A 21,135-nucleotide genomic window follows, 5' to 3' on the forward strand; every position below is an offset into this window, starting at 1 on the left:
GAACTCATTTTTTAGTAGTGTTTTTTTATAGAAAACAAAATATTATTGGTTATTTTCTCAACGTTGTTTTTCTAGTTTTATCATTCAAATTTAAATACATATTTATTTAATCTACATAAACTAAAAATATGTAAGTGCATACTTTATGAATTTTTTATAATAACATCTCGAACAGACTATCATAAATCGTAAGTTTAATAACTCGGATACATTAATCACCTCCAATAAAGTTCCGAATAGCCAAGTACTATAGCTTGTATTTCTTTTAAAATAAACATTCAAATCTCTAATTATATAATTTTGTACGAGAAAGGGATTGAATTTATGCACAATCTTAATTTCATTTGTGAACAATTTGCTACAATACTTAAAGGAAAAAGTAAAATAAGTCAAGGTGGTTGTTCGGTGTCTTTTCACCGCGATTTTAGCGTGCTTGTTCAAGGAAAACGGAGTACCAATGTAGTACCCGTCGGAGTAAGTTTTGAATCGTTGGATCAAAATGGTAATGCATTAAATTTAGGCGAAATCGCTGTTCTACAAGAAGAGATTCCTGCATTTATGCAATCAATTATACAACAAGGAATTATTGTCAGTGCTTTACATAATCACTGGCTGTACATGAATCCCTTAATTATGTATATTCATGTCCAATCGGTAGAGCCCCCATTACATTTTGCACAAAAGTTGGCGAATTCTTTTTTATCCTTAAGTAGCTATCCTATTGCTAATAATGAAGGGCAATGATTGGTGTTTGGAATAATTACATTTTCTATATGTGTAAACATAATAAAATCATTTCACTTTTTGCCAAAAAGTAAAAAAACTGCCTATCAAATTTTTAGATAGGCAGTTTTTGAATCTATTAAAATAAAGTACCCTACTATTTTATAAAATATTATTGCCTAAACAAAAAATACAGATTTTCAATTCACTGTGGCTTTCTTATCTCATATATTCCTCTAAAGTTAGTTTTTCCTTATATATTTTTTAGCAATTTCTCCTACATAGCGAATATACCAAGGCTCATACGCATAAACAGTCATATTTCTCTATTCTTTTGGATAACAAATGATATATCCTGCACGATGCGTATTTTCTTTCGGCCACTTCCCTTCCTTCGTCTTAGCACACCATAACTCTAATTCATTATTTGTATCTTTAACATCCATCGTTAAGCCTAGTTGATGTTCGATATGTCCCGTTTTTTCAAAAAAGCCCCCCTATACGTTCAGGATATCGACTTTTGTTTACTTCACTTTTTTTCGGCACTCTGCATCTATACAGTATATCCATTGACCACGGTAAGATTTATTTCAAACCCACAAAAAATAGATTACCTGCACATTAAGAAGTATAGCGTACAGGTAATCTATTTGTTTTTGAGATTAATAAAAAACTAATTTATTTTTTGAATTCTTCCATCAATAATAGACTGAATTGGTTCTTTTGATTTTTTTATATAATCTACTAATGCTTCAAAATCAGTTGGTCCTGTTTCAGCATCTTTACCGTTTCTAAAGGATACAAATCCATCTCCACCTGAAGCTAGAAATGCGTTCGCAACGACGCTGTAAGTTTTAGAAGGAATAATTTCTTCTCCATTTGTTAAGCGAATACTTGTTACTTTTTCTCCATTAGGCTTGTTCGCATCCCAAGTGTATTGGATCCCTGAAATTTGAAGCATTCTTGTTATATCTTTTTGCCATTGTTGATTTAAAATATCACGAATGTCTTGACCTGTTAAATTTACTTTTATTAATTGATTTCCGAATGGTTGAATACCATATATCTCTCCCCATGTAATATCACCAGCATCTAAGTCATTACGAATACCACCAGGATTCATAAGTGCAATTTGGGATTGCATTGTTGCACGCTGGGCATCAGCAACCAAATTTCCCAGAGTAGATTCACCAGCCGTATTGAGTTTGCGATCTAGTGGAGCAATAGACTTACCTACAACTTCATTAACAAGAGGTGCGATTTTTGCTTGATATTTCTCCATCTTCTTCTTTATTTTTTTATCAGGCTCCATGCCTTCATGGTAAGTTGTAACAATTTCTGCTTTTTTCTCAACAATATCTTGTGTCTTACGATCAATCTTTACATCAACATCAGCAAAAGCCATACCATATGAATTTGCTTGTACGACAAGTTTATTATTAACAGTTCCATTTACATAAGTGTGGCTATGCCCACCAAAAATAACATCGACTTCCGGATCAGTCTCATTTGCTAATCGGACGATATCACCATTTGTTACTCCGTTCCCATCTGTTGTACCTCCGTTATGTGCAAGAACAACGATAGATTTAACGCCTAGTTTTTTTAATTGCTTTACGGATTTGTTAATAGCTTCAACTTCATCTGTAATTTCTACATTCTTTAGCATAGTAGGCATAACAAGGTTAGGAACATCCGTTGTTACGACTCCGATAAAGCCAACAGGAACTCCTTGTACCTTTTTTATAGTGAATGGTGGTAAAAATAAACGACCGGTGGATTTATTATAGAAATTCGCAGCAACATATGGGAATTTTGCTCCTTTAAAATTACCTGTTTTCTCATGGTATCCACCATAAATAAGGCGATGCATTTCCTCAACACCTTCATCAAATTCATGATTTCCTATCGTTCCAACATCGAATTTCAAATCATTTAGAAATTCAATTGTAGGTTCGTCTTGTAATAATGCTGAAACAGGAGTACTTGCTCCAACAACATCTCCAGCATGTACCTTTAATGTATTTTGATTTTGTTTTTCACGATCACGTAAATAAGCCCCTAAGTACTCAATTCCCCCTGCATCTTTATTGTTAATTTTTTTTACAGTGTCTAGTTGCCCATGAAAATCGTTAATACCGAGCATTTGTACATCTATGTAGCGGTTTTGTTCTGTATTCGCTTGGATTGAAGGTGCAGCAAATACACTAGTAAAAGTAACTGTACTTAATGCTAAAGCAACTGGAATGATTTTTTTCAACATAAAATTTCTCTCCCCTAATTAAAATCTGACATAATACGATGTTATTTTAATATATTAAGAGAATTATTTCCATAAAAATTCTACCAATTATAAAAATTAATAAGATTTTATTGTTTTCTGACAAGATATTTCTTCCTCAAAAAAATGTACATTTTTTTGTTTTGAGGATTATTCAAAATATTATCTTGATAGTAATATAACAATACTTCTAAGAAATCTAAAAAACTCTAATCAATACATTTTAGCTGTTAAGAAGAATATTCAATCCAAAATTAATGGATATTTATCAGCCTAACATCTCAATATCACCATTTAAAAAGATGCTCCTGGATTTATCCAAGAGCATCTTTTTTTAGATTTATTTTTACTTGTTTATAATTTATCAATTAACAATTATATAGTTGTAATCAGTCCTTTAAAAATAATAGGAGTGCTTCATTAAATTCTTTAGCATGCGTTGCATTTAGCCCATGTGGACCGCCCTGTATTAAAGCGAGTTTACTACCAGGAATGGCATCATATGTACGTTTTCCACTTAATTCAAAAGGTACAGTTGCATCAGAGTCACCGTGAATAATAAGAGTAGGTATATTAAACTTCTCCAAGTCTTTTCTAAAATCTGTCTTACTAAAGGCGGTAATACAATCAAGCGTTCCTTTAGGTGATGCACTGGCTGCAATATCCCAATTATATAAACGGAATGGTTCACTAACTAAATCTGTTCGATTACCAGCCGCGAAAAATCCCTTAGTAAATTCATCAAGAAATGCAAGGCGGTCATTTATCACACCACTTTTGAATGCTTCAATTGTAGCATCATCTAATGCCCCTTCAGGATGATCCTCTGATTTGTATAAATATGGAGGAACTGCTCCAGCAAAAACAGCCTTTTCAATACGATCTGTTCCATACGTACTAATGTACCGGGCTACCTCGCCTCCCCCCATAGAAAAACCAACAAGTGTGACATTTTGAAGCTCTAAATGTTCTAATAGTTGATGTAAATCAGAAGTAAAGGTATCATATTCATACCCTTCCCACGGCTGAGATGATTTTCCAAATCCTCGTCGATCATACGTTATAACTCTATATCCAGCCTCAACAAGAGCTGGAACTTGGTATTCCCAAGATCGACCACTTAACGGCCAACCATGAATTAGTACAACTGGTTTTCCTGTGCCATGATCCTCAAAATATATCTCAATTGGTGCTTGATTTTCGGTTCCTACAGTAATTTTCGCCATGCTTCTACCTCCAAAAAATATTCTAATATGTATCCTTTTCTTCAATACTCCGGATGAATGTCATAACCTATTCATGCACGTTTATGTTGTGAAATCTAAGTATGAAACTCTATTGTTCCAACGCATTCATTTTCTCCTTTTGGAACAATCCCCCCTCTAATACCTTTTTCATCATAAAATAATTACTGAACATTACTCATATTCAATTGTAATAACAAAAATAGGTGACTATCAATATTGTTCTATCTATAGGATGTATAGGTAAAACCAATCTATTTTATAGTGAAAACAACTATAGTTACGACCTATACGAATTATAGATAATTTAGAATTGATTAACGAATCAGTTTTAAAATACTATAAATTTGTATAGCACTTCATGTTCTGTGAATGCTGCTATAACCAATATTATTGGTCAGCTTAGTTATAAACGAAGAAACTTATGATAGTATTCGACTATTTAAACTTTCTTCGATTACTTAATTTTTAGGAGGAATACATAATGACTGATCTCTATTCTCGTATTAACAAAGATGATGCTGTCGTTCTTTTAGTAGATCATCAAACTGGTCTTATGTCCGGACTAGTACGTGACTATGGTGTTGATGAATTCAAGAACAATGTTTTAGCTCTTGCTCATACTGCTAAGTTTTTTGATTTACCAGTTATTTTAACAACAAGTTTTGAAAACGGGCCTAATGGACCTTTAATGCAAGAATTGGTTGATCTCTTTCCTCATGCACCAAAAATAGCTCGACCTGGACAAATTAACGCATGGGATAATGATGATTTTGTAAAAGCAATCGAAGAAACTGGAAAAAAGCAACTTATCATCGCGGGCGTAGTTACGGACGTTTGTGTTGCTTTCCCTGCACTTTCCGCTATAAAAGCTGGATATGAAGTATTTGCTGTTACTGATGCTTCAGGAACTTTCAGTAAACAAGTTGCAGATGCTGCAAATACTCGTATGGCACATAGTGGTGTGCAACTTATGAACTGGTTTAGCGTAGCTTGCGAATTACAACGCGATTGGCGCAACGATGTCGAAGGTTTTGGCAATTTGCTTGCTAGCAATCTTCCAGGCTATCAAAATATAATTGGAAGCTATAGGGGAGCTCAGCGAGATCTTAGTAAACAAAATGCATAATAGCTTTTCTTTCAAAAAACTAGATAGTATACATTTAGTGCTGATTAAATCAGCACTCTCTTTTAAATTAAAAGGTATAGCAAATATTTTATTTTTACGATTACAGGTTTAATTAACAGAAAATATATTTTTTCAATAATATTAATTTTAAACAATTAAAAAAGGAGCTGTTTATTATGAGTAATTTAGAATTGTTAAATCCGGAGAACAGTGCATTAATTTTAATTGATTTTCAACCTCAAATGACTTTTGGAGTTGCAAGTATTGATAGACAAACATTGATTAATAACGTTATGCTGCTTGCTAAATCAGCAAAAACTTTTAACGTACCTACTATTCTTACTACAGTTGAAACACGCAGCTTTTCTGGTTATTTTTGGCCACAAATTCTTGATATATTCCCAAACCATGAAATTATAGAACGTAGTTCAATGAACTCTTGGGAAGATCCGAAATTTGTTGAGGCAGTTAAAGCAACCGGTAGAAAGAAATTAATATTTGCAGCACTTTGGACTGAAGTTTGCCTTGCATTCCCTGTGCTTGAAGCAATTAAAGCTGGCTATGAGGTGTATGCAGTTGATGATGCTTCAGGTGGTACTAGTTTGACAGCACATAACGCTGCTATGCGTCGTGTAGAACAAGCTGGTGCAATTCCAGTGACAGCAATTCAAGTTTTACTTGAATACCAACGTGACTGGGCACACAAAGACACTTATGATGCTGTAATGGAGATTGTAAAGGAACACACTGGTGCTTATGGTCAAGGTGTAGAATACGCATATACTATGGTGCATGGCGCGCTTCCAAGCAGGAAAATATGAAACAAGAAGGAGTAGCTGTCGAAGAGACTTATACAGGGAACACGATGGATGCTGGCAATCCAGTAACAACGATTGTTACATGGGAAATTCAAGAAGGTAGAGAAAAACAGTTTGAAACATGGAGACATGAAATTGAGGCTGCGGCTACTAAATTCCCAGGACATTTAGGTGTAAATCTAATAGTCCCAAGTAACGAATCCAGAGAGTATACTGTTATTTTTCGCTTTGATACGTATGAGCATCTACGTGCTTGGCAAGAATCAGATGTTCGCCGGGATTTGTTAAAAACGGCCGAGCAATTTCAAGCCACTAATCCAACTTATAAAACTGAAAGCAGTTTGGCTTATTGGTTTGTTACTCCGAAAACGCCAGTTCCACCTCCAAAATGGAAAATGTCTATCGTTACCCTTCTGGGTGTATGGCCTCTTAGCATGTTAGTTCCTAAAGTGATAGGACCTATTATAAAACATATGAATCCTATTATGTCAGCTTTTTTTGTTTCTGTATGTATAGTGTCCTTGCTATCATGGGTAGTCATGCCGATTTTCGGTAAATTATTTCATCCATGGTTACAAAATAATAGAAAGTAGACGAGGTGTGAACATGAATTTACCGGATATGATCTTATATAACGGAAAAATTACTACCCTTGACCCTTCTCAGCCTGAGGTATCTGCTATCGCCATAACTGATGGTTTAGTCACTGCAGTAGGTGGAGATGAGATTCTTAATAGTGCCACGGAAAAAACAAAAAAAATAGACCTAAAAAGAAAGAGAGCTATTCCAGGCCTGAATGACTCTCATATACACGTTATTCGTGGTGGTCTGCATTATAATATGGAATTACGTTGGGAAGGCGTGCCATCACTTTTTATTGCTCTAGAAATGCTCAAAGAACAGGCAAGGCGTACACCTGCTCCTCAGTGGGTAAGAGTAGTTGGAGGTTGGTCTGAATTTCAATTTAAAGAGAGACGGATGCCAACATTAGAAGAGATTAATGCTGTTTCTGAAGACACGCCTGTCTTTGTGCTACATCTTTACGATAGAGCACTTGTAAATCGTGCAGGGCTACGTGCACTGGGATACACGAAAGATACCCCAGACCCTCCAGGCTGTTTAATTCAGCGGGATAAAAGAGGTAATCCAACGGGCCTTTTAATTGCTAACCCTAACGCTTCTATTCTTTATTCAAGTTTGGGTAAAGCTCCAGTACTTAATCTTGACGACCAGATTAACTCAACTCGTCATTTTATGCGTGAATTAAATAGATTAGGTATTACAAGCGCCATCGACGCAGGTGGTGGCTTCCAAAATTACCCTGATGACTACAAAGTTGTTGAACATTTAGCCGAGAAGGAACAATTAACTTTGCGTATTGCTTATAATCTATTTACGCAAAATCCTAATCATGAATATGAAGACTTTGCTTCATGGGCAAAAATTGTTTCTCCTGGTCAAGGAAATGATAAGTATAAAATGAATGGTGCCGGAGAAATGTTAGTATTCTCGGCAGCCGATTTTGAAAAATTTCAAATGCCACGGCCCGAACTAGCTACAGTAATGGAAGCCGACTTAAAGAAAGTAATTTCTCTATTGGTGGAAAACCGTTGGCCATTCCGTTTACATGCAACTTATGACGAGTCAATCACACGTTTCTTAAATGTATTTGAGGAAGTTAACAGAGAAATTCCTTTTAATGGGCTACGCTGGTGGTTTGATCATGCAGAAACAATCTCAGATCGTAGTATGGAACGTGTTAAGGCTTTAAATGGCGGTATTGCCATCCAAGACCGCATGGCTTTTCAAGGTGAATACTTTGTTGACTTATACGGAAAGGAAGCTGCAAAGCATACTCCTCCGATTTATCGTATGTTAGATCTTGGTATACCTGTTGGCGCCGGTAGTGATGCAACCAGGGTTTCCAGCTATAACCCTTGGGTCGCTCTTTACTGGATGGTTGCCGGAAAAACCATTGGTGGTCTTTCCATATACGATGAAAAAAATAAACTTGATAGAAAAGTAGCCCTGGAATTATATTCAAAAGGAAGTGCGTGGTTCTCTGGTGATGAAGGTAAAAAGGGAACCCTTGCAGTAGGTCAGTTTGCTGATATTGCTGTATTGTCTTCTGACTACTTTACTGTGCCAGAAGAAGAAATCAAAGACCTTGAATCATTACTCACCATTATGGGTGGGCAGGTTGTTTATGGAAATGATGAATTTAAAAATTTATCACCTGAATTGCCGCCAGCATCACCTGATTGGTCACCGACGGGCGTTTATGGTTATGGTGGTGCTAACCTAGCAAACACTATACTTTCTCACGATTCCCATGATAACAAGTTACATAGTTGTAGTAACCCTCTCCATCAACACACTCATACCGTAATAGGAAAAGATGGAACTAAATGGGGGATTGGTTGTACTTGCTTTGCTTTCTAAATCAAAACCACCGGTATAATGCCGGTGGTTTTCTTTCTACAATAAGGATATGTAGATTCAAAATAGCAGTGTATATCCCCATATGGAATCTGTTACTATGCGATAAGACCAAAGAATTGATTGATTAACTTAACTTGTTTTTGATAGCCTTCTCTCCTTGTAAAGTCCGTCCTTTTTTCCTTAATTAAAAGTCAGCGGTATCCCCTTTTGATCGACTACACCATACATATAAATCCACTACCCTTTGACTTTAATATAGGTCTCATCTCAAGACGTATAGATTTTTTCAATTGTTACACTAAAATCATTATTATACTAATACCTTTTGAGGATTATTTAACTTCTGCATAAAGATACGTGCTGCAAAACTTAAAAATTTATCATCAAAATGAATAAGATTAATATCTTGCCTTGGTGTTGGATCAGTAATACGAACTATGCTCAAAGTATCATTATTAACAAAATCAACTAGTGAAAGAGGTATTATGGCAACCCCATGACCATTGTATACAAGACTCAATAGAGAAATAGAAGATTTTGTTTCTATATTTGCTTCAGATAAAGATAACCCTAAACTCTCACAATATATTTTAATAGATTCACGACAACTACATGAAACCATTATTCTACTCAGTCCTACTAATTCTCGAAAAGAAACAAATGGTTTTTCATCCAAAGGATGGTTTTTTGGAATGACAAGGACAAGCTCTTCGCTATACAAAAGGGTGCTTGTTAATGTGTCTGGAATTTGAGCACTACGTGTAATCCCTATATCAATATTTTTGTTAACGATTTGATTTACAGCAACTTCGGACTCTATAATTTTTACAACGATGTTAGGATACTGTTGTTGAAACTTCATAATATAAGGTGTTAAATAAGTGAGATCCTCTAATAAACCTCCTATAGTAATCACACCTCTTTTTACACCCTTTAATTCAAAAATTTCATTATAAACGTCATCAAATTGTTGCATGATAAATTTTCCTTTATCAAATAGCAGCTTACCCGCTTCTGTCATTTTGATACCTCTTCCAACTCGATGAAACAATGGTGTATCAAGTTCACCTTCTAACACACGGATTTGTTGGCTTAAAGTCGGCTGTGAAATACCTAGAACTTCCGCAGCTTTAGTAAAACTATTATTATTACAAACTTGAATAAAATACTCTAAATGACGTAATTCCATTCTTGATACCCACTCTCCGCTTTATGAAAGATTTATAATGAAAAGGACAATATGTATACGTTAACAGAACAACTATCTTTCCTACTATATCAATTGCAATTACATAATTTCTTTATTTTGTACTACAATACATTTACTACTATTTATTGATTTTCCCTCCTATTTATTTAATTTATATTTAATTAGGATATTACTAAACAGAAATAACCTCTAAAAACTTACAATTTCTGTGCATAATATCCTAACTTTTTCAACTGTTTAATTATCATTTTTTCTCAATATAGTCCAAACTACCAAATATTTTCCGAATCCCCTCTTTATGCTGAGGAAAAATTAGTGTCACCAATTCAATACTTTCTGAAGTAATTGATGCATACGTGATACTACTACTTGCAAGTAATATTTTGGTCTCCAATTTTTTTATAGGCTGATCAGCTTTACTGTATTGTATAGTAGCTCAAGCACTGCAAATTCAGTTGAATTAAGTCCATAAATTTTTATATCCTTTTCAATACGTTTAGTGATTAACTGTAATTCCCTTGATAATATAACAAATAACTTTAAAGATAAGCTCTCATCGTTAATCACGCTCATAATTACCAATCCTTTACAACTTATCTTGAATTCGAGATTCATTATATTATCGTCAAAATATTATGTCAATCATTCATTTTAGCTTTATCAAGCCACTTATAATTTATTTCTCAACATAAGATATATGGAATTAGAAGAGAACAATTGTTACTATATAATCTTCATGGTATCTTTCCTCCTTTAGATTTTTTATTTAGTTGTTATGTAATATGTAATACACCTATTTTAAAGATGTTAAATCTAAATTTTCAAAATTTTAACACAATAAGTTATTCATGTTTTTAATATCAAAGAAATGTCACAAGAACTTTGCTTTGATAAAAGCGCTACAAATAACGATTTGTTTGGAAGGCAAGCCCATTGTTTTATAGAAATCATAGAAAAATAAAAAAGCACTCCTTTTCAAAGAGTGCTTTAAAAAAACATATAACCTAATAAAAATATTTCTATTTTGATTACGGAAAGAAAGTCTTTATTAAAACATATGGTTGCTAATTTAATTGCGATTTGCCTTGCACCCAAGCAGCAATATCATTTATAACATACTCAGGGATATTAGCAGGACTATAATATTCATCTGGCTTACTTATTTCCCCATCACCCTCTGTAAAGAAATGATTTAACTTTGGATATAGTCGATAATCAACGTTATCTCGTTCTTTTAATTGTTCTTTCCAAAGAGGGATTTCGATTTTTGATTGAACTTGATAGTCTCTTTCTCCTTGAATAATAAGAAGCGGTATCTTTTGTTCTTTTGACATTTCTGCCGCTTTAATTTTACGGATAGAATCCCAAAATACTGCTGATCCTAAGTAAAAATCTTTTGGGGGATTCTGACCAGAGAAATTGGGATCATTTAATAATTCAAATTGCGATTTGTAGAATTTATATTGATCCAGGTTCATTGCTCCAATAGAGAAAAGGTACTCAAATTGATCTAAAACAACGTCTTGGATCGTACGAGCTGGCCCTCCCATTACAATTGCCCCAGCAATATTTTTATTTTGGTCTTTTTCAATCATTTTCGGAAGCATCATTCCACCTTGACTATGACCAAGAATATATATTTGATTCTTATTTATTAAAGGCTCATTTTTAAGAAATTGAGTTACAAGAAGAGCATCATCTGTTGTCTCTTTATCAACTGTATAAAAGGGACTGAATTGTGTTTTTAACCCATGTTCATAAGTTCTTTTATTATAGCGAAGGACAGCAATTCCCTTCGATGCAAGACCTTCAGCTAAATCGCGAAATGGTTTTAAAGCAAACGCTGTTTCATCCTGATCAGTTGCTCCTGATCCTTGAACAAGAATAACCGCTGGAAAAGGACCCTTTCCTTTTGGAACCGACAATGTTCCTGGTAATGGAAATGCACCACTTCCAACTACTACTTCTTTATCAATAAATGATTCAGGCTTACTATATGATGGACGCTCTGCAACAGGACTAAACGACATGCTGAGTTGAAAATCGTCTATTTTTCCAGATGGATCTAGTTTAATTAGTAAAGGTACAGTCATTTTTTCAAAAACTAATTGAATCTCCACATTTGTATGAACAGGATTTGTCTCTTTTTGTGTAACCTCTCCAATTTCTATAAAAGAACCTGCTTGTAATTGCACTGGGAGTCCCTCCCAATAGCTCTTCAGCCATTCTTCGGATATTATTTTCTGTAATGACCTTGAGGTTAAATCAAATGCAGATTTATAATCTTCACTATTCATATGGCGAATAAATGAAAGAGTAGTAGATATAATAGGATTTTCCTCATCACTATTGTCTACTTTTTTTATAGTTGTGTTTGCTTCCTTTAATTTCGAAATAAATTGATGGTTAAACGGATAATTATATGTATCAGGATATAAGCTTGTTTTCAATACTTCCGTATTCCGTCCCTCATACAAACTTGAAGAACTCGTAAAATTTTCAGGTAAAATTACTTCCTCCGCATATGAGACTGAGGGAATTGTTATTGAAAAAATTGCACTAACAAGTAATAACTTATTACTTGTTCTTCTTTTCTTACCCATAATTATTGATTCTCCCTTCAAAATTAAAAATTTCTAATACAATATGCCAACTATAAGGAAAATAAAAATTATCAAAGAGATTAATAATCTATTTTACGATCCCCCCTAACTAGTTAAAAATCTATCATTAACAAACTTCAATAAAAAATGCCTTCCCCCTCTTTTTTTATCATTGGATTTTTCAGTGCCATAGAAGCACAGCCCTGCATTGCATGTAACTGCCCCATGGGATTCTCTATTCCAAAAGAAAGCAGCCCCCCACAAGATACTTTATTTAATTGTTATCACTCTAATTTATTTAGATAATTCTCTTATTACTGTAAGATACATTTATTCTAAATCCTAAAACACACTTATTTCTTGATAGGTTCTTAAGAAATATCAAAAAAGAAAGAAAAAAGTTATTTGGTTATTCATTCCGTAAGCTTAATGCTCAAGTTAGTTTTTTTCACACGGTTAAACTTTATTAAGAAAACTTTAAGGAATTTCCCTCTATATTCATAAGAATTTTTTTCTATACTGAAGCATGTAAATGAACAAGAGGAGAAACGATAATGAGAAAATTTGTAATTTGCATATTAGGAATAGGCCTTCCTATATACTTACTACCTTTCATATTACGCGGGGATTTAGACAGATTTAATCCGATTGCTGAAGAAAAAAATGTATACGCCGTCGCGAAAGGATATGGCGTTCCGGATTACCATCATAAAGGAAGAGCTATGTACTCACTAAAAGGTGTTGATGAATTAAGCAATGAGAAAGAATATAAAGTTGGAACGAACACACCTAATGATTTTATAAGAAAAACTTACTTAAAAATTCATGTGAAAGGAAAGTATGTGTATTCTTACGATATTATTTCTAAAAAGGATATTCCAGAGAAAATAAGGGGACAATTGGAGCTAGCAGATAAATAAAAGAGCCAATTCATACGATTTGGCTCTTTATTACCTCTCCCACCTACCGCTCGGAGAATTTTTTCGGTAGATTTATTAAATTCGTTATCATTGTTTTAATAACCATTCTTCAATTACTTTCACGGTTTCATCACGTTGTGCTTTTGGCGTAATCAAGCTCGCATTATCACCTTTTTGCTCACCATACATGCCAAAATTAGCATGATTTCCCCCTTTTATCATGTGCATAGTAGTATTCTTTGACATTAACTTTTTATTGTTCTCTATTTTTTCGACAGTTGCTAAAGCATCTACTTCCCCGTAAATTGATAACATTGGAATCAACTTAGTAGAGAAGTCATCTGCAGGATAAGAACCTAAGAAAATGATCCCGTCTACCTTTTCTTCATGTTGAAATGCATACTTAGAAATCATGGCTCCCCCCATTGAATGCCCAGCAACATACCATTTTTGAACTTCAGGATACTTTTCAATTACACTGTCTACCTCATTTATTCCAAGTATCGCTAAGTTTAATGGTAACTTAGGCATTACTACAAAATGCCCATCTTTTGCAAGAGCTTCTCCTAAGTAACTATAAGCCTCCGCTTCTACTTTAGCTCCTTGATAAAAAATGACTCCTATTTTTGCATCTTTCTCTCCAAAAACTATATAATTTTCATCTTTTTTATCATCTACTAACGACAAAGCCTCTTTCGTCGGTTTATAAGTAAACTGAGACCAAGTCAAAAACGTAATACTTCCTATAATTAAAATACCAAGTAAAGAGTACAGAGTAATTTCTATCCATTTCTTCACATATATGCCCTCCCTAAGATGTGTATGTTCTATACTTTAATTATTATTTATATGATTGTCGAATAATCTTAACTAATAAGTTTAAAGAAAATAATACGAGTCCTCAAATTCTGTTTTAAAATAAATTCAATATATTCATCCTAAAACAAGGACTTCATACGCAAAGTACAATTTTATAAAAAAAGCCGATTTCTTTATAAAATAAGAAATCGACTTTTGGCTTAGTTATTGATTTAGTAATGGAAAACACCTTTTTAAGATAATTATGTTTATACTATAGACGTTGATCTTTCTGAAAGTTTAGTTGAAAATGATCCGCTTCATTGTATACCCCAAATTCATATCCTTTTTCCTTATAAAATTTAATAATTTCCGGAAGCGCTTGTAATGTCTGTGGTTTTTCATGCATTAGAACTACTTCCACATCTTCTGTTGTTGTACGCTTTACATTCTCTATAATTTGCTGCGGGTTACCTTTTAATTTCCAATCATTTGAATCTATCGTCCAATCCCAAACTTTTATTCCTGCTTCTACAATTTGATTACGAATTTCCTGCCCCTTTAATCCTGGTGCAGATCCATATGGAGGACGGACTAATTTAGGAGTTGTACCCGTAATATTATGAATAAGAGCTAACGTTTCTTTCATCTCCGGTACAAATTGTCCTTTTTTGTATAGCTTATCACTATTATGCGTCATACTATGTGCACCAATATAATGGCCTTCTTTTACTGCTCGTTTTACATTTTCCTGAAAACTTGTATTTTGCAAATTGCTACCTTGCATAAAAAATGTCGAAGCAACATTTTGCTCTTTTAGTACGTCTAAAAATTTCCCAGTTAATTCGCTAGGACCATCATCAAATGTTAAATATACAACCTTTCCTACTGGTTTTCCATCAGGTCTTTTCTGTTTTGCCAGTGATGTGTCCTCTTTCTTTTCTTGTTGTTGCATATTAGCTAGCTTAATACTTTCATTAGCTACCCCTTTCGCTGGGATAGCGTTCCATTTCCCTATTAAAAAGAACGTGAAAAAGGTCGTTGCTAAAACAACTCCTAGAGATAGTATTGCATTAGTTACTACATTTGTTTTTTTCTTATTTTGTGATTCTTTCATTATATTTCGATCCTTTCCCTACTCATTTTCATATTCATTATTTATGCAGCTAAGTATTAACTTCAGCTGATATTTACAATAAATAGATTAATAGAGGAAGGTGAAGATAAAATGCAGATAATGTCGAAATTAGTTAAAGAATAGCGTATTGCATCCACTCTTTAAAAAAATATTTGTTTCTCTACTACAGTTAAATTTGAAACCTGGATATACATCCAAAATAAAAAATACTACTCTTTCTAAATAACATTTTTACATCAAGATAACAGCATACCGGCATAAAGATAAAATACAGAGATGGCCGTACTATTGAAATTCTATTATAATTTTGTAATTGGAATTCATTTGAACCAAATGAAGAACTAGAAGAAATATTATTATGTGGAGGTACTCCGATGAACCTTGTAATTAGAGAGTTAGAAACAAATGATTTAGATAATCTCCCAGAGATTGATGACAGTTTTATAGTGAATGCTCGGTTAATTCTTTCTCTTTCCAAAGGAAATAGACATATAGCATATACAGTAGAAGACGTTCCGAGTTATGAAAAAAGTTATTTACAAAATCAAGATGATAATGAAGAACTGGCTTACAATGAATATATAAATAAACCTAATCAAGTCATTTACATAGCACTGTTACATAACCAAATCATTGGATTAATGGTATTGAAAAAGAATTGGAATCACTATGCTTACATAGAAGATATAACGGTAGATAAAAAATATCGTACAATCGGAGTTGGTAAAAGATTAGTTAATCAAGCAAAGCAGTGGGCAAAAAAAGGAAATATGCCAGGTATCATGCTTGAAACGCAAAATAATAATGTCGCAGCATGTAAATTTTATGAAAAATGTGGATTTGTAATTGGTGGGTTTGATTTTCTTGTTTATAAAGGTTTGGATATTGAAAGTGATGAAGTTGCGATTTATTGGTATTTTCATTTCAAATGAAACTTTTTTAAACATGAAACAAAGTCAAAATAAAAACCCCAATCTCTCTATATTAAAATTGAGAAACTGGGGTTAAGTTACTTAACAATATTTTTCATTTAAAACAAATAACTAATTAATAATCCTGCTGATAACAAGAAGCCGAAAATCGTATTTGTCATCGCTGTTGATTTCATTGCGATGCGCATATATCCAGGATCCTTTGCCCCTTTTTGGAAACTTTGAATTGCAGAAATTGGCTTTCTCAAACCTAGGAACATAACTAATGCCCAAGGGCTTATATAACCCATTAATACAATTACGGCAATCCATAAATACGCAATGAAAAAGGCTACCGCTAGTGTTACCACAGCTTTCTCTCTCCCAAGGAGGATTACTAATGTCTTTCTTCCACCTTTAATATCTTCTTCGATATCTCGGATGTTATTCGACATATTGATTGCACCTACTAAAATTCCAATTGGAATGGAAATCAATACACTTTCAATCGTTACAGTATTCGTTTGAATAAAGAAAGCAATGAGTACAAAACATGTCCCCATTAACAATCCAGAAACTAATTCTCCAAACGGGGTGTACGCAATTGGTAATGGACCGCCTGTATATAAATAGCCAACCGCCATCCCAATTAAACCAATAACTACTAACCACCAGCTACTATTCATACAAATATAAATGCCAATAAAAGCTGCTACGACATACAATAAAAGCGCAACTGTTAACACATTTTTTGGCTTCAATCCATGACGGACAATCCCGCCACCAATGCCAACAGAATCAGCGGTATCTAATCCACGTTTGAAATCATAGTACTCATTAAATAAGTTCGTTGCTATTTGCAGCGCTAAACATGCAAGCATCATCGCAATAAATAAAAGCCAATCAATTTTGGCAACATAAAGTGATGCCACTGTCCCTAAAATTACAGGAGAAAACGTCGCCGTTAACGTATGTGGGCGCGTCATCTTCCATATTAATTTAGCGGAACTAATTTCCTTTTCATTCCCCATAACTCTGTTCAATCTCCCTACATTTTAAGTATAAAATCGCTAGAAGTATCTTTCTATCTATTGTCTACTTCACATCCATTCATTATATCAATAAATGATTATCCTTTCTAACAAATCTACTTTTAATAAAGTAAAAAATTATAAAATGAAACTTTAATCAGGGAGGGCCCATCCCGACACTCCCTCACATTCGCCGAATTTTTAAAGAGGGAGTCTTACCCGCCCGCAAATATTGGGATAAATAAAAGAGCCAACTCATATGAGCTAGCTCTTTCATTTCTTATTTTATAAAAATTCAATAGTTACGCTACATTGAAAAACAGATAGATCCTACTTTTGTAGCCCATTAATAATGGTATCTATATTCCATTTCATCATTTTCAAGTAAGTATCTCCATCCTCACCTGATTTACCTAGTGAGTCTGTAAAAATTGTCCCTGTAATCGGTACGTTTGTTTCTTTTGAAACAGTTTCCATGCTACGTCGATCTACACTTGTTTCAACAAATAAAGCTGGCACTTTGTTTGTTTGAATTACACTTACAACATCTCTAATTTGATCTGGCGTACCTTGATTTTCTGAGTTAATTTCCCAAATGTATCCCGTCTTAATGTCATATGCTTTTCCAAAGTATTTAAAAGCACCTTCGCTAGAGATTAAGAAACGTTTTTCTTCAGGGATTTGATGAATTCTATTCACTGTCTCATCGTGTAATTTTTGAAGTTCTGCTACATACTTATCGGCATTTTTAGTATAGAACTCTTTATTTTTAGGATCTTCTTTAATTAATGCCTTCTTCACATTTTCAGCGTATAAAATACCATTTTTAATATTCATCCAAGCATGTGGGTCTGGTTCTTTTTCTAATCCTTTTGTTTCTAAGTAAATAGCTTCTACACCTTCACTTACTTTATAAACCGGTGCATCTTCCGCTGATTTATTTGCCGTTTTTAATAGCTTTTTAAACCATGCTCCGCCCTCTTCTAAGTTTAGCCCATTGTAAAACACCATATCTGCATCTGTCATTTTCATAACATCTTTTGGTAGTGGATCATATTCATGCGGGTTAGCTCCGATTGGAACAAGACTATGAATCTCAACTTTATCTTCACCAATTTGCTTCACCATATCATATATAATAGAGTATGTAGTTACAACTTTTAAATTTCCATTACCCTCTTCTTTTCCATTTGTGTTACTAGAACACGCTGTTAATGCAAATACGAAAATACAAAGTATTGATAATAAAACATTTTTAAATTTCATCTTTATCCTCCAATCAATTATGACAACTCTGCTCTATTTTTTCTAATTTTGATAGCTCTCCAAAACAAACCTTGTGACGGTGAGAAAAAGAATGCCAATGCGAACAAGAATGTTGCGACAAGAACAATTGTTGCACCTGAAGCGAGATTATAAGAGAAACTAAAATATAGCCCTACTACAGATGAAAGTGCACCAATACCTGCCGCTAAATAAATCATGACCCATAAACGGTTTGTTAATAAATAAGCTGTAGCCGCCGGTGTGATAAGCATCGCAACAACTAGAATAATTCCTACAGTTTGAAGTGATGCTACTGTAACCATTGTAAGTAGGATCATTAAGCCATAATGAATCCATTTATTCGGTAATCCATAGCTTTGCGCCATCGTTGGATCAAAAGTGGATACAAGTAATTCTTTGTAAAACAGTATCACAAGCCCGATAATGACCACCCCAATAATCAGTGTCATCCACATATCTGAAGAACGAACTGATAGGACGTTCCCGAATAAAATATGATACAAATCTGAACTACTCTTCATAAAGGTAATTAAAATAATCCCTATAGCAAATACAGAAGTGAACATAATCCCTATAGCCATATCATGTTTGATTCTACTGTTCTGACTTACAAACCCAATTCCAACCGCAGTAATCACACCAGTTAAAACGGCCCCTATAAAATAATTCATACCAATCATATAAGAAAGCGCTACTCCTGGAAGAACAGCATGTGAGATCGCATCACCCATTAATGCCATACCTCGTAAAATAATAAAACATCCAATTACACCGCAAATAATTCCTACCATAACGGAAGTTAATAACGCCTTCTGCAGAAAACTATACTGCGTTAATGCATCTATAAATTCTACAATCTTCATGATGAATGTACCCCCGCTGCATTATTAAACAATATTCCTTGATTCACATACGCTTTTGACATAATAGTTGGTTCTAACACTTGCCTTACTTCTCCGTAATGAATTAAGCTTTTATTCATTAATAGTAATTTATCAAAATACGATTCTGCTTTACTTAAATCATGATGGACAACGACAATCGTTTTTCCTTCTTTACGTAATTCTCTAAGAATTTTAATAATTGTCTCTTCACTTGTTACATCAATTCCGACAAACGGCTCATCTAAGAAGAATATTTCCGACTTTTGCGCTAAAGCTCTCGCCAAAAAGACACGTTGTTGTTGTCCACCTGACAACTCACCGATTTGGCGATTTTTAAACTCTTCAATTCCGACTTTTTTTAAGCAATCAAACGCCCAATCCCGATGCTCTTTCTTCGGTCTTTTCATCATACCTAAAGATGGATACGTTCCAATTAGCACCACATCTAAAACTGTAATCGGGAAGTCCCAATCTATATCACTTCTTTGCGGTACATATGCAACACTCTTTCTAACGCTTCGAATATCCTCTCCAAGAATTTGAACAAACCCCTTGTCATTTGGGATTAAATCTAATACAGCTTTCATTAAAGTAGATTTCCCCGCTCCGTTTGGACCAATAATCCCAACAAGCTTTCCTTTTTCAATCTCAAAGGAAACTTTTTGAACCACTTGATTCCCTTGATAGGATACAAATAAATCTTTGACAATTATAGCCTTAGTCATTTTTCATGCATTCTCCCTTCTTTTTTTCGTCCGTATAATTATTTTGCGCAAAGGCAACTTTTAAACAAAAAATATAATACGAATGTAAATTCGCACCTAAGTTTCCTTAGGGAAACTTTTTTATATGAGTCAAATTATATAAGTTTGATGCAAATTTGTAAACTATTTTTTATGAATTTATGAATATATAATAAAAATCATTATCATTACTATATAAAATACATTATTCATTTTATGATTTTTTTAAAATGATATTACGGTAAAAAATTAGCACTATAGTATATAAACGAAAGAGCCTACTCATGTAAGTTGGCTCTTTCTCTTTGAAAATATCCAATACGCTCTACAGTAAAAACTATGATTAAACTAATAAAAACTCACCTCCAAACAACACCTCGCCTCTCATATTCCATTCTATATTCAACAGCAGCTGCAATTTGTGGGCTTGCGAACCTTTCCGTGATCCAAAGGCCTAAATCAGTTCCTGAAGTAACTCCTCTTGCAGTAATAATATCGCCTTGATCTACAATTCGGTAATGAAGAAGTTCTGCCCCATATTTACTCATTTCACTCTGCGCCAAATGATGCATTGTTGCCTTTTTATCATTCAATATACCGGATACAGCTAGTAGCATACCTCCTGTACAAAATCCAGCAACAGTCGTTCCTGCTTTGTGCATCTCGCTAATCATTTCGGTCAAAGTACCAAGCTCTGCTTGCTTTCGTGCTCCCTGTTCAGCTTTATGATTCCAGCCACCACCAGGTACAATTAACAAATCTGGACGGTTATCCATTCGTAAAAAATCATGTAGTTTAACCGTAACTCCAAATGAAGTAGTAACTTCTTGTTTTTGTTCACTTGAAACGAATTCAACCGTAAATGGAGCCCCTTCTTCTATTGCTCTTTTGAGTACCTCAAAAGGTGCAAAGGAGACAAGTTCTCCGAAACCATCAAACAATACTATTTGTATTTTCATTTTTAGAACACCTC

General features: G+C 34.0%; 18 protein-coding genes and 3 pseudogenes. 8 read left to right on the forward strand and 13 right to left on the reverse strand.

Annotation, left to right across the window (positions count from 1 at the left end; translation table 11 throughout):
- The first annotated feature begins 324 nt into the window (after positions 1-324).
- Positions 325-744, forward strand: a complete 420-nt coding sequence (locus AC241_RS15475) for a DUF1259 domain-containing protein (protein WP_016081059.1) — start codon at positions 325-327, stop codon at positions 742-744.
- 198 nt (positions 745-942) lie between these two features.
- On the opposite strand, the pseudogene AC241_RS33015 reads toward AC241_RS15475, so the two are convergent.
- From AC241_RS33015 to AC241_RS15485, 3 genes and pseudogenes are all read right to left on the reverse strand, one after another.
- Positions 943-1,214 (reverse strand): annotated as a pseudogene (locus AC241_RS33015) (M15 family metallopeptidase); the annotation flags it as partial.
- A 182-nt stretch (positions 1,215-1,396) separates the two neighbouring features.
- On the reverse strand, positions 1,397-2,986 hold the full coding sequence (locus tag AC241_RS15480; RefSeq protein ID WP_050844162.1) for a bifunctional metallophosphatase/5'-nucleotidase: 1,590 nt from the start codon (positions 2,984-2,986) through the stop codon (positions 1,397-1,399).
- Between the two features lie 407 nt (positions 2,987-3,393).
- Entirely contained in the window at positions 3,394-4,230 is an 837-nt protein-coding gene (locus tag AC241_RS15485) for a bromoperoxidase (protein ID WP_050844164.1), read from the reverse strand.
- Positions 4,231-4,732: 502 nt separating this feature from the next.
- Between AC241_RS15485 and ycaC the strand changes: the two genes are divergently transcribed.
- From ycaC to AC241_RS15505, 4 genes are all read left to right on the forward strand, one after another.
- Positions 4,733-5,377, forward strand: a complete 645-nt coding sequence (ycaC, locus tag AC241_RS15490) for an isochorismate family cysteine hydrolase YcaC (protein WP_000131214.1) — start codon at positions 4,733-4,735, stop codon at positions 5,375-5,377.
- A 176-nt stretch (positions 5,378-5,553) separates the two neighbouring features.
- Positions 5,554-6,198 carry a hydrolase gene (locus tag AC241_RS15495; RefSeq protein ID WP_000067162.1) on the forward strand — a complete coding sequence of 215 codons (645 nt, stop codon included), beginning with the start codon at positions 5,554-5,556 and terminating at the stop codon, positions 6,196-6,198.
- Entirely contained in the window at positions 6,195-6,788 is a 594-nt protein-coding gene (locus AC241_RS15500) for an antibiotic biosynthesis monooxygenase (protein WP_000806856.1), read from the forward strand. Before AC241_RS15495 ends, AC241_RS15500 begins: the two co-directional genes overlap by 4 nt.
- Positions 6,789-6,801: 13 nt before the next feature.
- A complete protein-coding gene (locus AC241_RS15505; protein ID WP_050844166.1) occupies positions 6,802-8,637 on the forward strand; it encodes an amidohydrolase in 1,836 nt (611 codons plus the stop codon).
- A 310-nt stretch (positions 8,638-8,947) separates the two neighbouring features.
- Here AC241_RS15505 and AC241_RS15510 read toward each other — a convergent pair whose 3' ends face one another.
- The gene (locus AC241_RS15510; RefSeq protein WP_016081051.1) at positions 8,948-9,826 is read right to left on the reverse strand and encodes a LysR family transcriptional regulator; all 879 of its coding nucleotides are present in this window, start codon (positions 9,824-9,826) and stop codon (positions 8,948-8,950) included.
- 218 nt (positions 9,827-10,044) lie between these two features.
- Positions 10,045-10,420 (reverse strand): annotated as a pseudogene (locus AC241_RS15515) (MarR family transcriptional regulator).
- A 295-nt stretch (positions 10,421-10,715) separates the two neighbouring features.
- On the opposite strand from AC241_RS15515, the pseudogene AC241_RS36030 reads away from it, so the two are divergent.
- Positions 10,716-10,793, forward strand: a pseudogene (locus AC241_RS36030) (acyl dehydratase); the annotation flags it as partial.
- Between the two features lie 118 nt (positions 10,794-10,911).
- On the opposite strand, the gene AC241_RS15520 reads toward AC241_RS36030, so the two are convergent.
- Positions 10,912-12,450 (reverse strand): alpha/beta hydrolase, encoded by a 1,539-nt coding sequence (locus AC241_RS15520; RefSeq protein ID WP_043937149.1) that lies wholly within the window; start codon positions 12,448-12,450, stop codon positions 10,912-10,914.
- Positions 12,451-13,004: 554 nt separating this feature from the next.
- Here AC241_RS15520 and AC241_RS15525 point away from each other — a divergent pair.
- Entirely contained in the window at positions 13,005-13,370 is a 366-nt protein-coding gene (locus tag AC241_RS15525; RefSeq protein WP_016081048.1) for a YxeA family protein, read from the forward strand.
- An 87-nt stretch (positions 13,371-13,457) separates the two neighbouring features.
- Here the strand turns inward: AC241_RS15525 and AC241_RS15530 are convergent, their stop codons facing one another.
- Together AC241_RS15530 and AC241_RS15535 are read right to left on the reverse strand one after the other, a co-directional pair.
- Positions 13,458-14,168, reverse strand: a complete 711-nt coding sequence (locus AC241_RS15530; protein WP_050844168.1) for an alpha/beta hydrolase — start codon at positions 14,166-14,168, stop codon at positions 13,458-13,460.
- A 274-nt stretch (positions 14,169-14,442) separates the two neighbouring features.
- Entirely contained in the window at positions 14,443-15,285 is an 843-nt protein-coding gene (locus tag AC241_RS15535; protein ID WP_050844169.1) for a polysaccharide deacetylase family protein, read from the reverse strand.
- Between the two features lie 395 nt (positions 15,286-15,680).
- Here AC241_RS15535 and satA point away from each other — a divergent pair, with 395 nt between their 5' ends.
- On the forward strand, positions 15,681-16,238 hold the full coding sequence (gene satA / locus AC241_RS15540) for a streptothricin N-acetyltransferase SatA (protein WP_050844171.1): 558 nt from the start codon (positions 15,681-15,683) through the stop codon (positions 16,236-16,238).
- 98 nt (positions 16,239-16,336) lie between these two features.
- Here satA and menA read toward each other — a convergent pair whose 3' ends face one another.
- From menA to AC241_RS15565, 5 genes are all read right to left on the reverse strand, one after another.
- Positions 16,337-17,248 (reverse strand): 1,4-dihydroxy-2-naphthoate polyprenyltransferase, encoded by a 912-nt coding sequence (gene menA, locus AC241_RS15545; protein ID WP_029442725.1) that lies wholly within the window; start codon positions 17,246-17,248, stop codon positions 16,337-16,339.
- 330 nt (positions 17,249-17,578) lie between these two features.
- Positions 17,579-18,514: a manganese ABC transporter substrate-binding protein/adhesin MntA gene (mntA, locus tag AC241_RS15550; RefSeq protein WP_050844173.1), complete on the reverse strand. Its 936-nt coding sequence runs from the start codon at positions 18,512-18,514 to the stop codon at positions 17,579-17,581.
- 17 nt (positions 18,515-18,531) lie between these two features.
- Entirely contained in the window at positions 18,532-19,398 is an 867-nt protein-coding gene (locus AC241_RS15555; protein WP_029442726.1) for a metal ABC transporter permease, read from the reverse strand.
- Positions 19,395-20,144 carry a metal ABC transporter ATP-binding protein gene (locus AC241_RS15560; RefSeq protein WP_050844175.1) on the reverse strand — a complete coding sequence of 250 codons (750 nt, stop codon included), beginning with the start codon at positions 20,142-20,144 and terminating at the stop codon, positions 19,395-19,397. Before AC241_RS15560 ends, AC241_RS15555 begins: the two co-directional genes overlap by 4 nt.
- Positions 20,145-20,521: 377 nt before the next feature.
- Positions 20,522-21,121 carry a DJ-1/PfpI family protein gene (locus tag AC241_RS15565; protein WP_050844177.1) on the reverse strand — a complete coding sequence of 200 codons (600 nt, stop codon included), beginning with the start codon at positions 21,119-21,121 and terminating at the stop codon, positions 20,522-20,524.
- Positions 21,122-21,135: the final 14 nt, after the last annotated feature.

This window comes from Bacillus thuringiensis (assembly GCF_001182785.1).
Taxonomy (GTDB): Bacteria; Bacillota; Bacilli; order Bacillales; family Bacillaceae_G; genus Bacillus_A; species Bacillus_A thuringiensis_S.

Bases quoted from the DNA above. Each gene is read 5' to 3' on its own strand.
- AC241_RS15475 (WP_016081059.1), top strand. From the start codon at position 325: ATGCACAATCTTAATTTCATTTGTGAACAATTTGCTACAATACTTAAA.
- AC241_RS15480 (WP_050844162.1), bottom strand. From the start codon at position 2,986: ATGTTGAAAAAAATCATTCCAGTTGCTTTAGCATTAAGTACAGTTACT.
- AC241_RS15485 (WP_050844164.1), bottom strand. From the start codon at position 4,230: ATGGCGAAAATTACTGTAGGAACCGAAAATCAAGCACCAATTGAGATA.
- ycaC (WP_000131214.1), top strand. From the start codon at position 4,733: ATGACTGATCTCTATTCTCGTATTAACAAAGATGATGCTGTCGTTCTT.
- AC241_RS15495 (WP_000067162.1), top strand. From the start codon at position 5,554: ATGAGTAATTTAGAATTGTTAAATCCGGAGAACAGTGCATTAATTTTA.
- AC241_RS15500 (WP_000806856.1), top strand. From the start codon at position 6,195: ATGAAACAAGAAGGAGTAGCTGTCGAAGAGACTTATACAGGGAACACG.
- AC241_RS15505 (WP_050844166.1), top strand. From the start codon at position 6,802: ATGAATTTACCGGATATGATCTTATATAACGGAAAAATTACTACCCTT.
- AC241_RS15510 (WP_016081051.1), bottom strand. From the start codon at position 9,826: ATGGAATTACGTCATTTAGAGTATTTTATTCAAGTTTGTAATAATAAT.
- AC241_RS15520 (WP_043937149.1), bottom strand. From the start codon at position 12,450: ATGGGTAAGAAAAGAAGAACAAGTAATAAGTTATTACTTGTTAGTGCA.
- AC241_RS15525 (WP_016081048.1), top strand. From the start codon at position 13,005: ATGAGAAAATTTGTAATTTGCATATTAGGAATAGGCCTTCCTATATAC.
- AC241_RS15535 (WP_050844169.1), bottom strand. From the start codon at position 15,285: ATGAAAGAATCACAAAATAAGAAAAAAACAAATGTAGTAACTAATGCA.
- satA (WP_050844171.1), top strand. From the start codon at position 15,681: ATGAACCTTGTAATTAGAGAGTTAGAAACAAATGATTTAGATAATCTC.
- menA (WP_029442725.1), bottom strand. From the start codon at position 17,248: ATGGGGAATGAAAAGGAAATTAGTTCCGCTAAATTAATATGGAAGATG.
- mntA (WP_050844173.1), bottom strand. From the start codon at position 18,514: ATGAAATTTAAAAATGTTTTATTATCAATACTTTGTATTTTCGTATTT.
- AC241_RS15555 (WP_029442726.1), bottom strand. From the start codon at position 19,398: ATGAAGATTGTAGAATTTATAGATGCATTAACGCAGTATAGTTTTCTG.
- AC241_RS15560 (WP_050844175.1), bottom strand. From the start codon at position 20,144: ATGACTAAGGCTATAATTGTCAAAGATTTATTTGTATCCTATCAAGGG.
- AC241_RS15565 (WP_050844177.1), bottom strand. From the start codon at position 21,121: ATGAAAATACAAATAGTATTGTTTGATGGTTTCGGAGAACTTGTCTCC.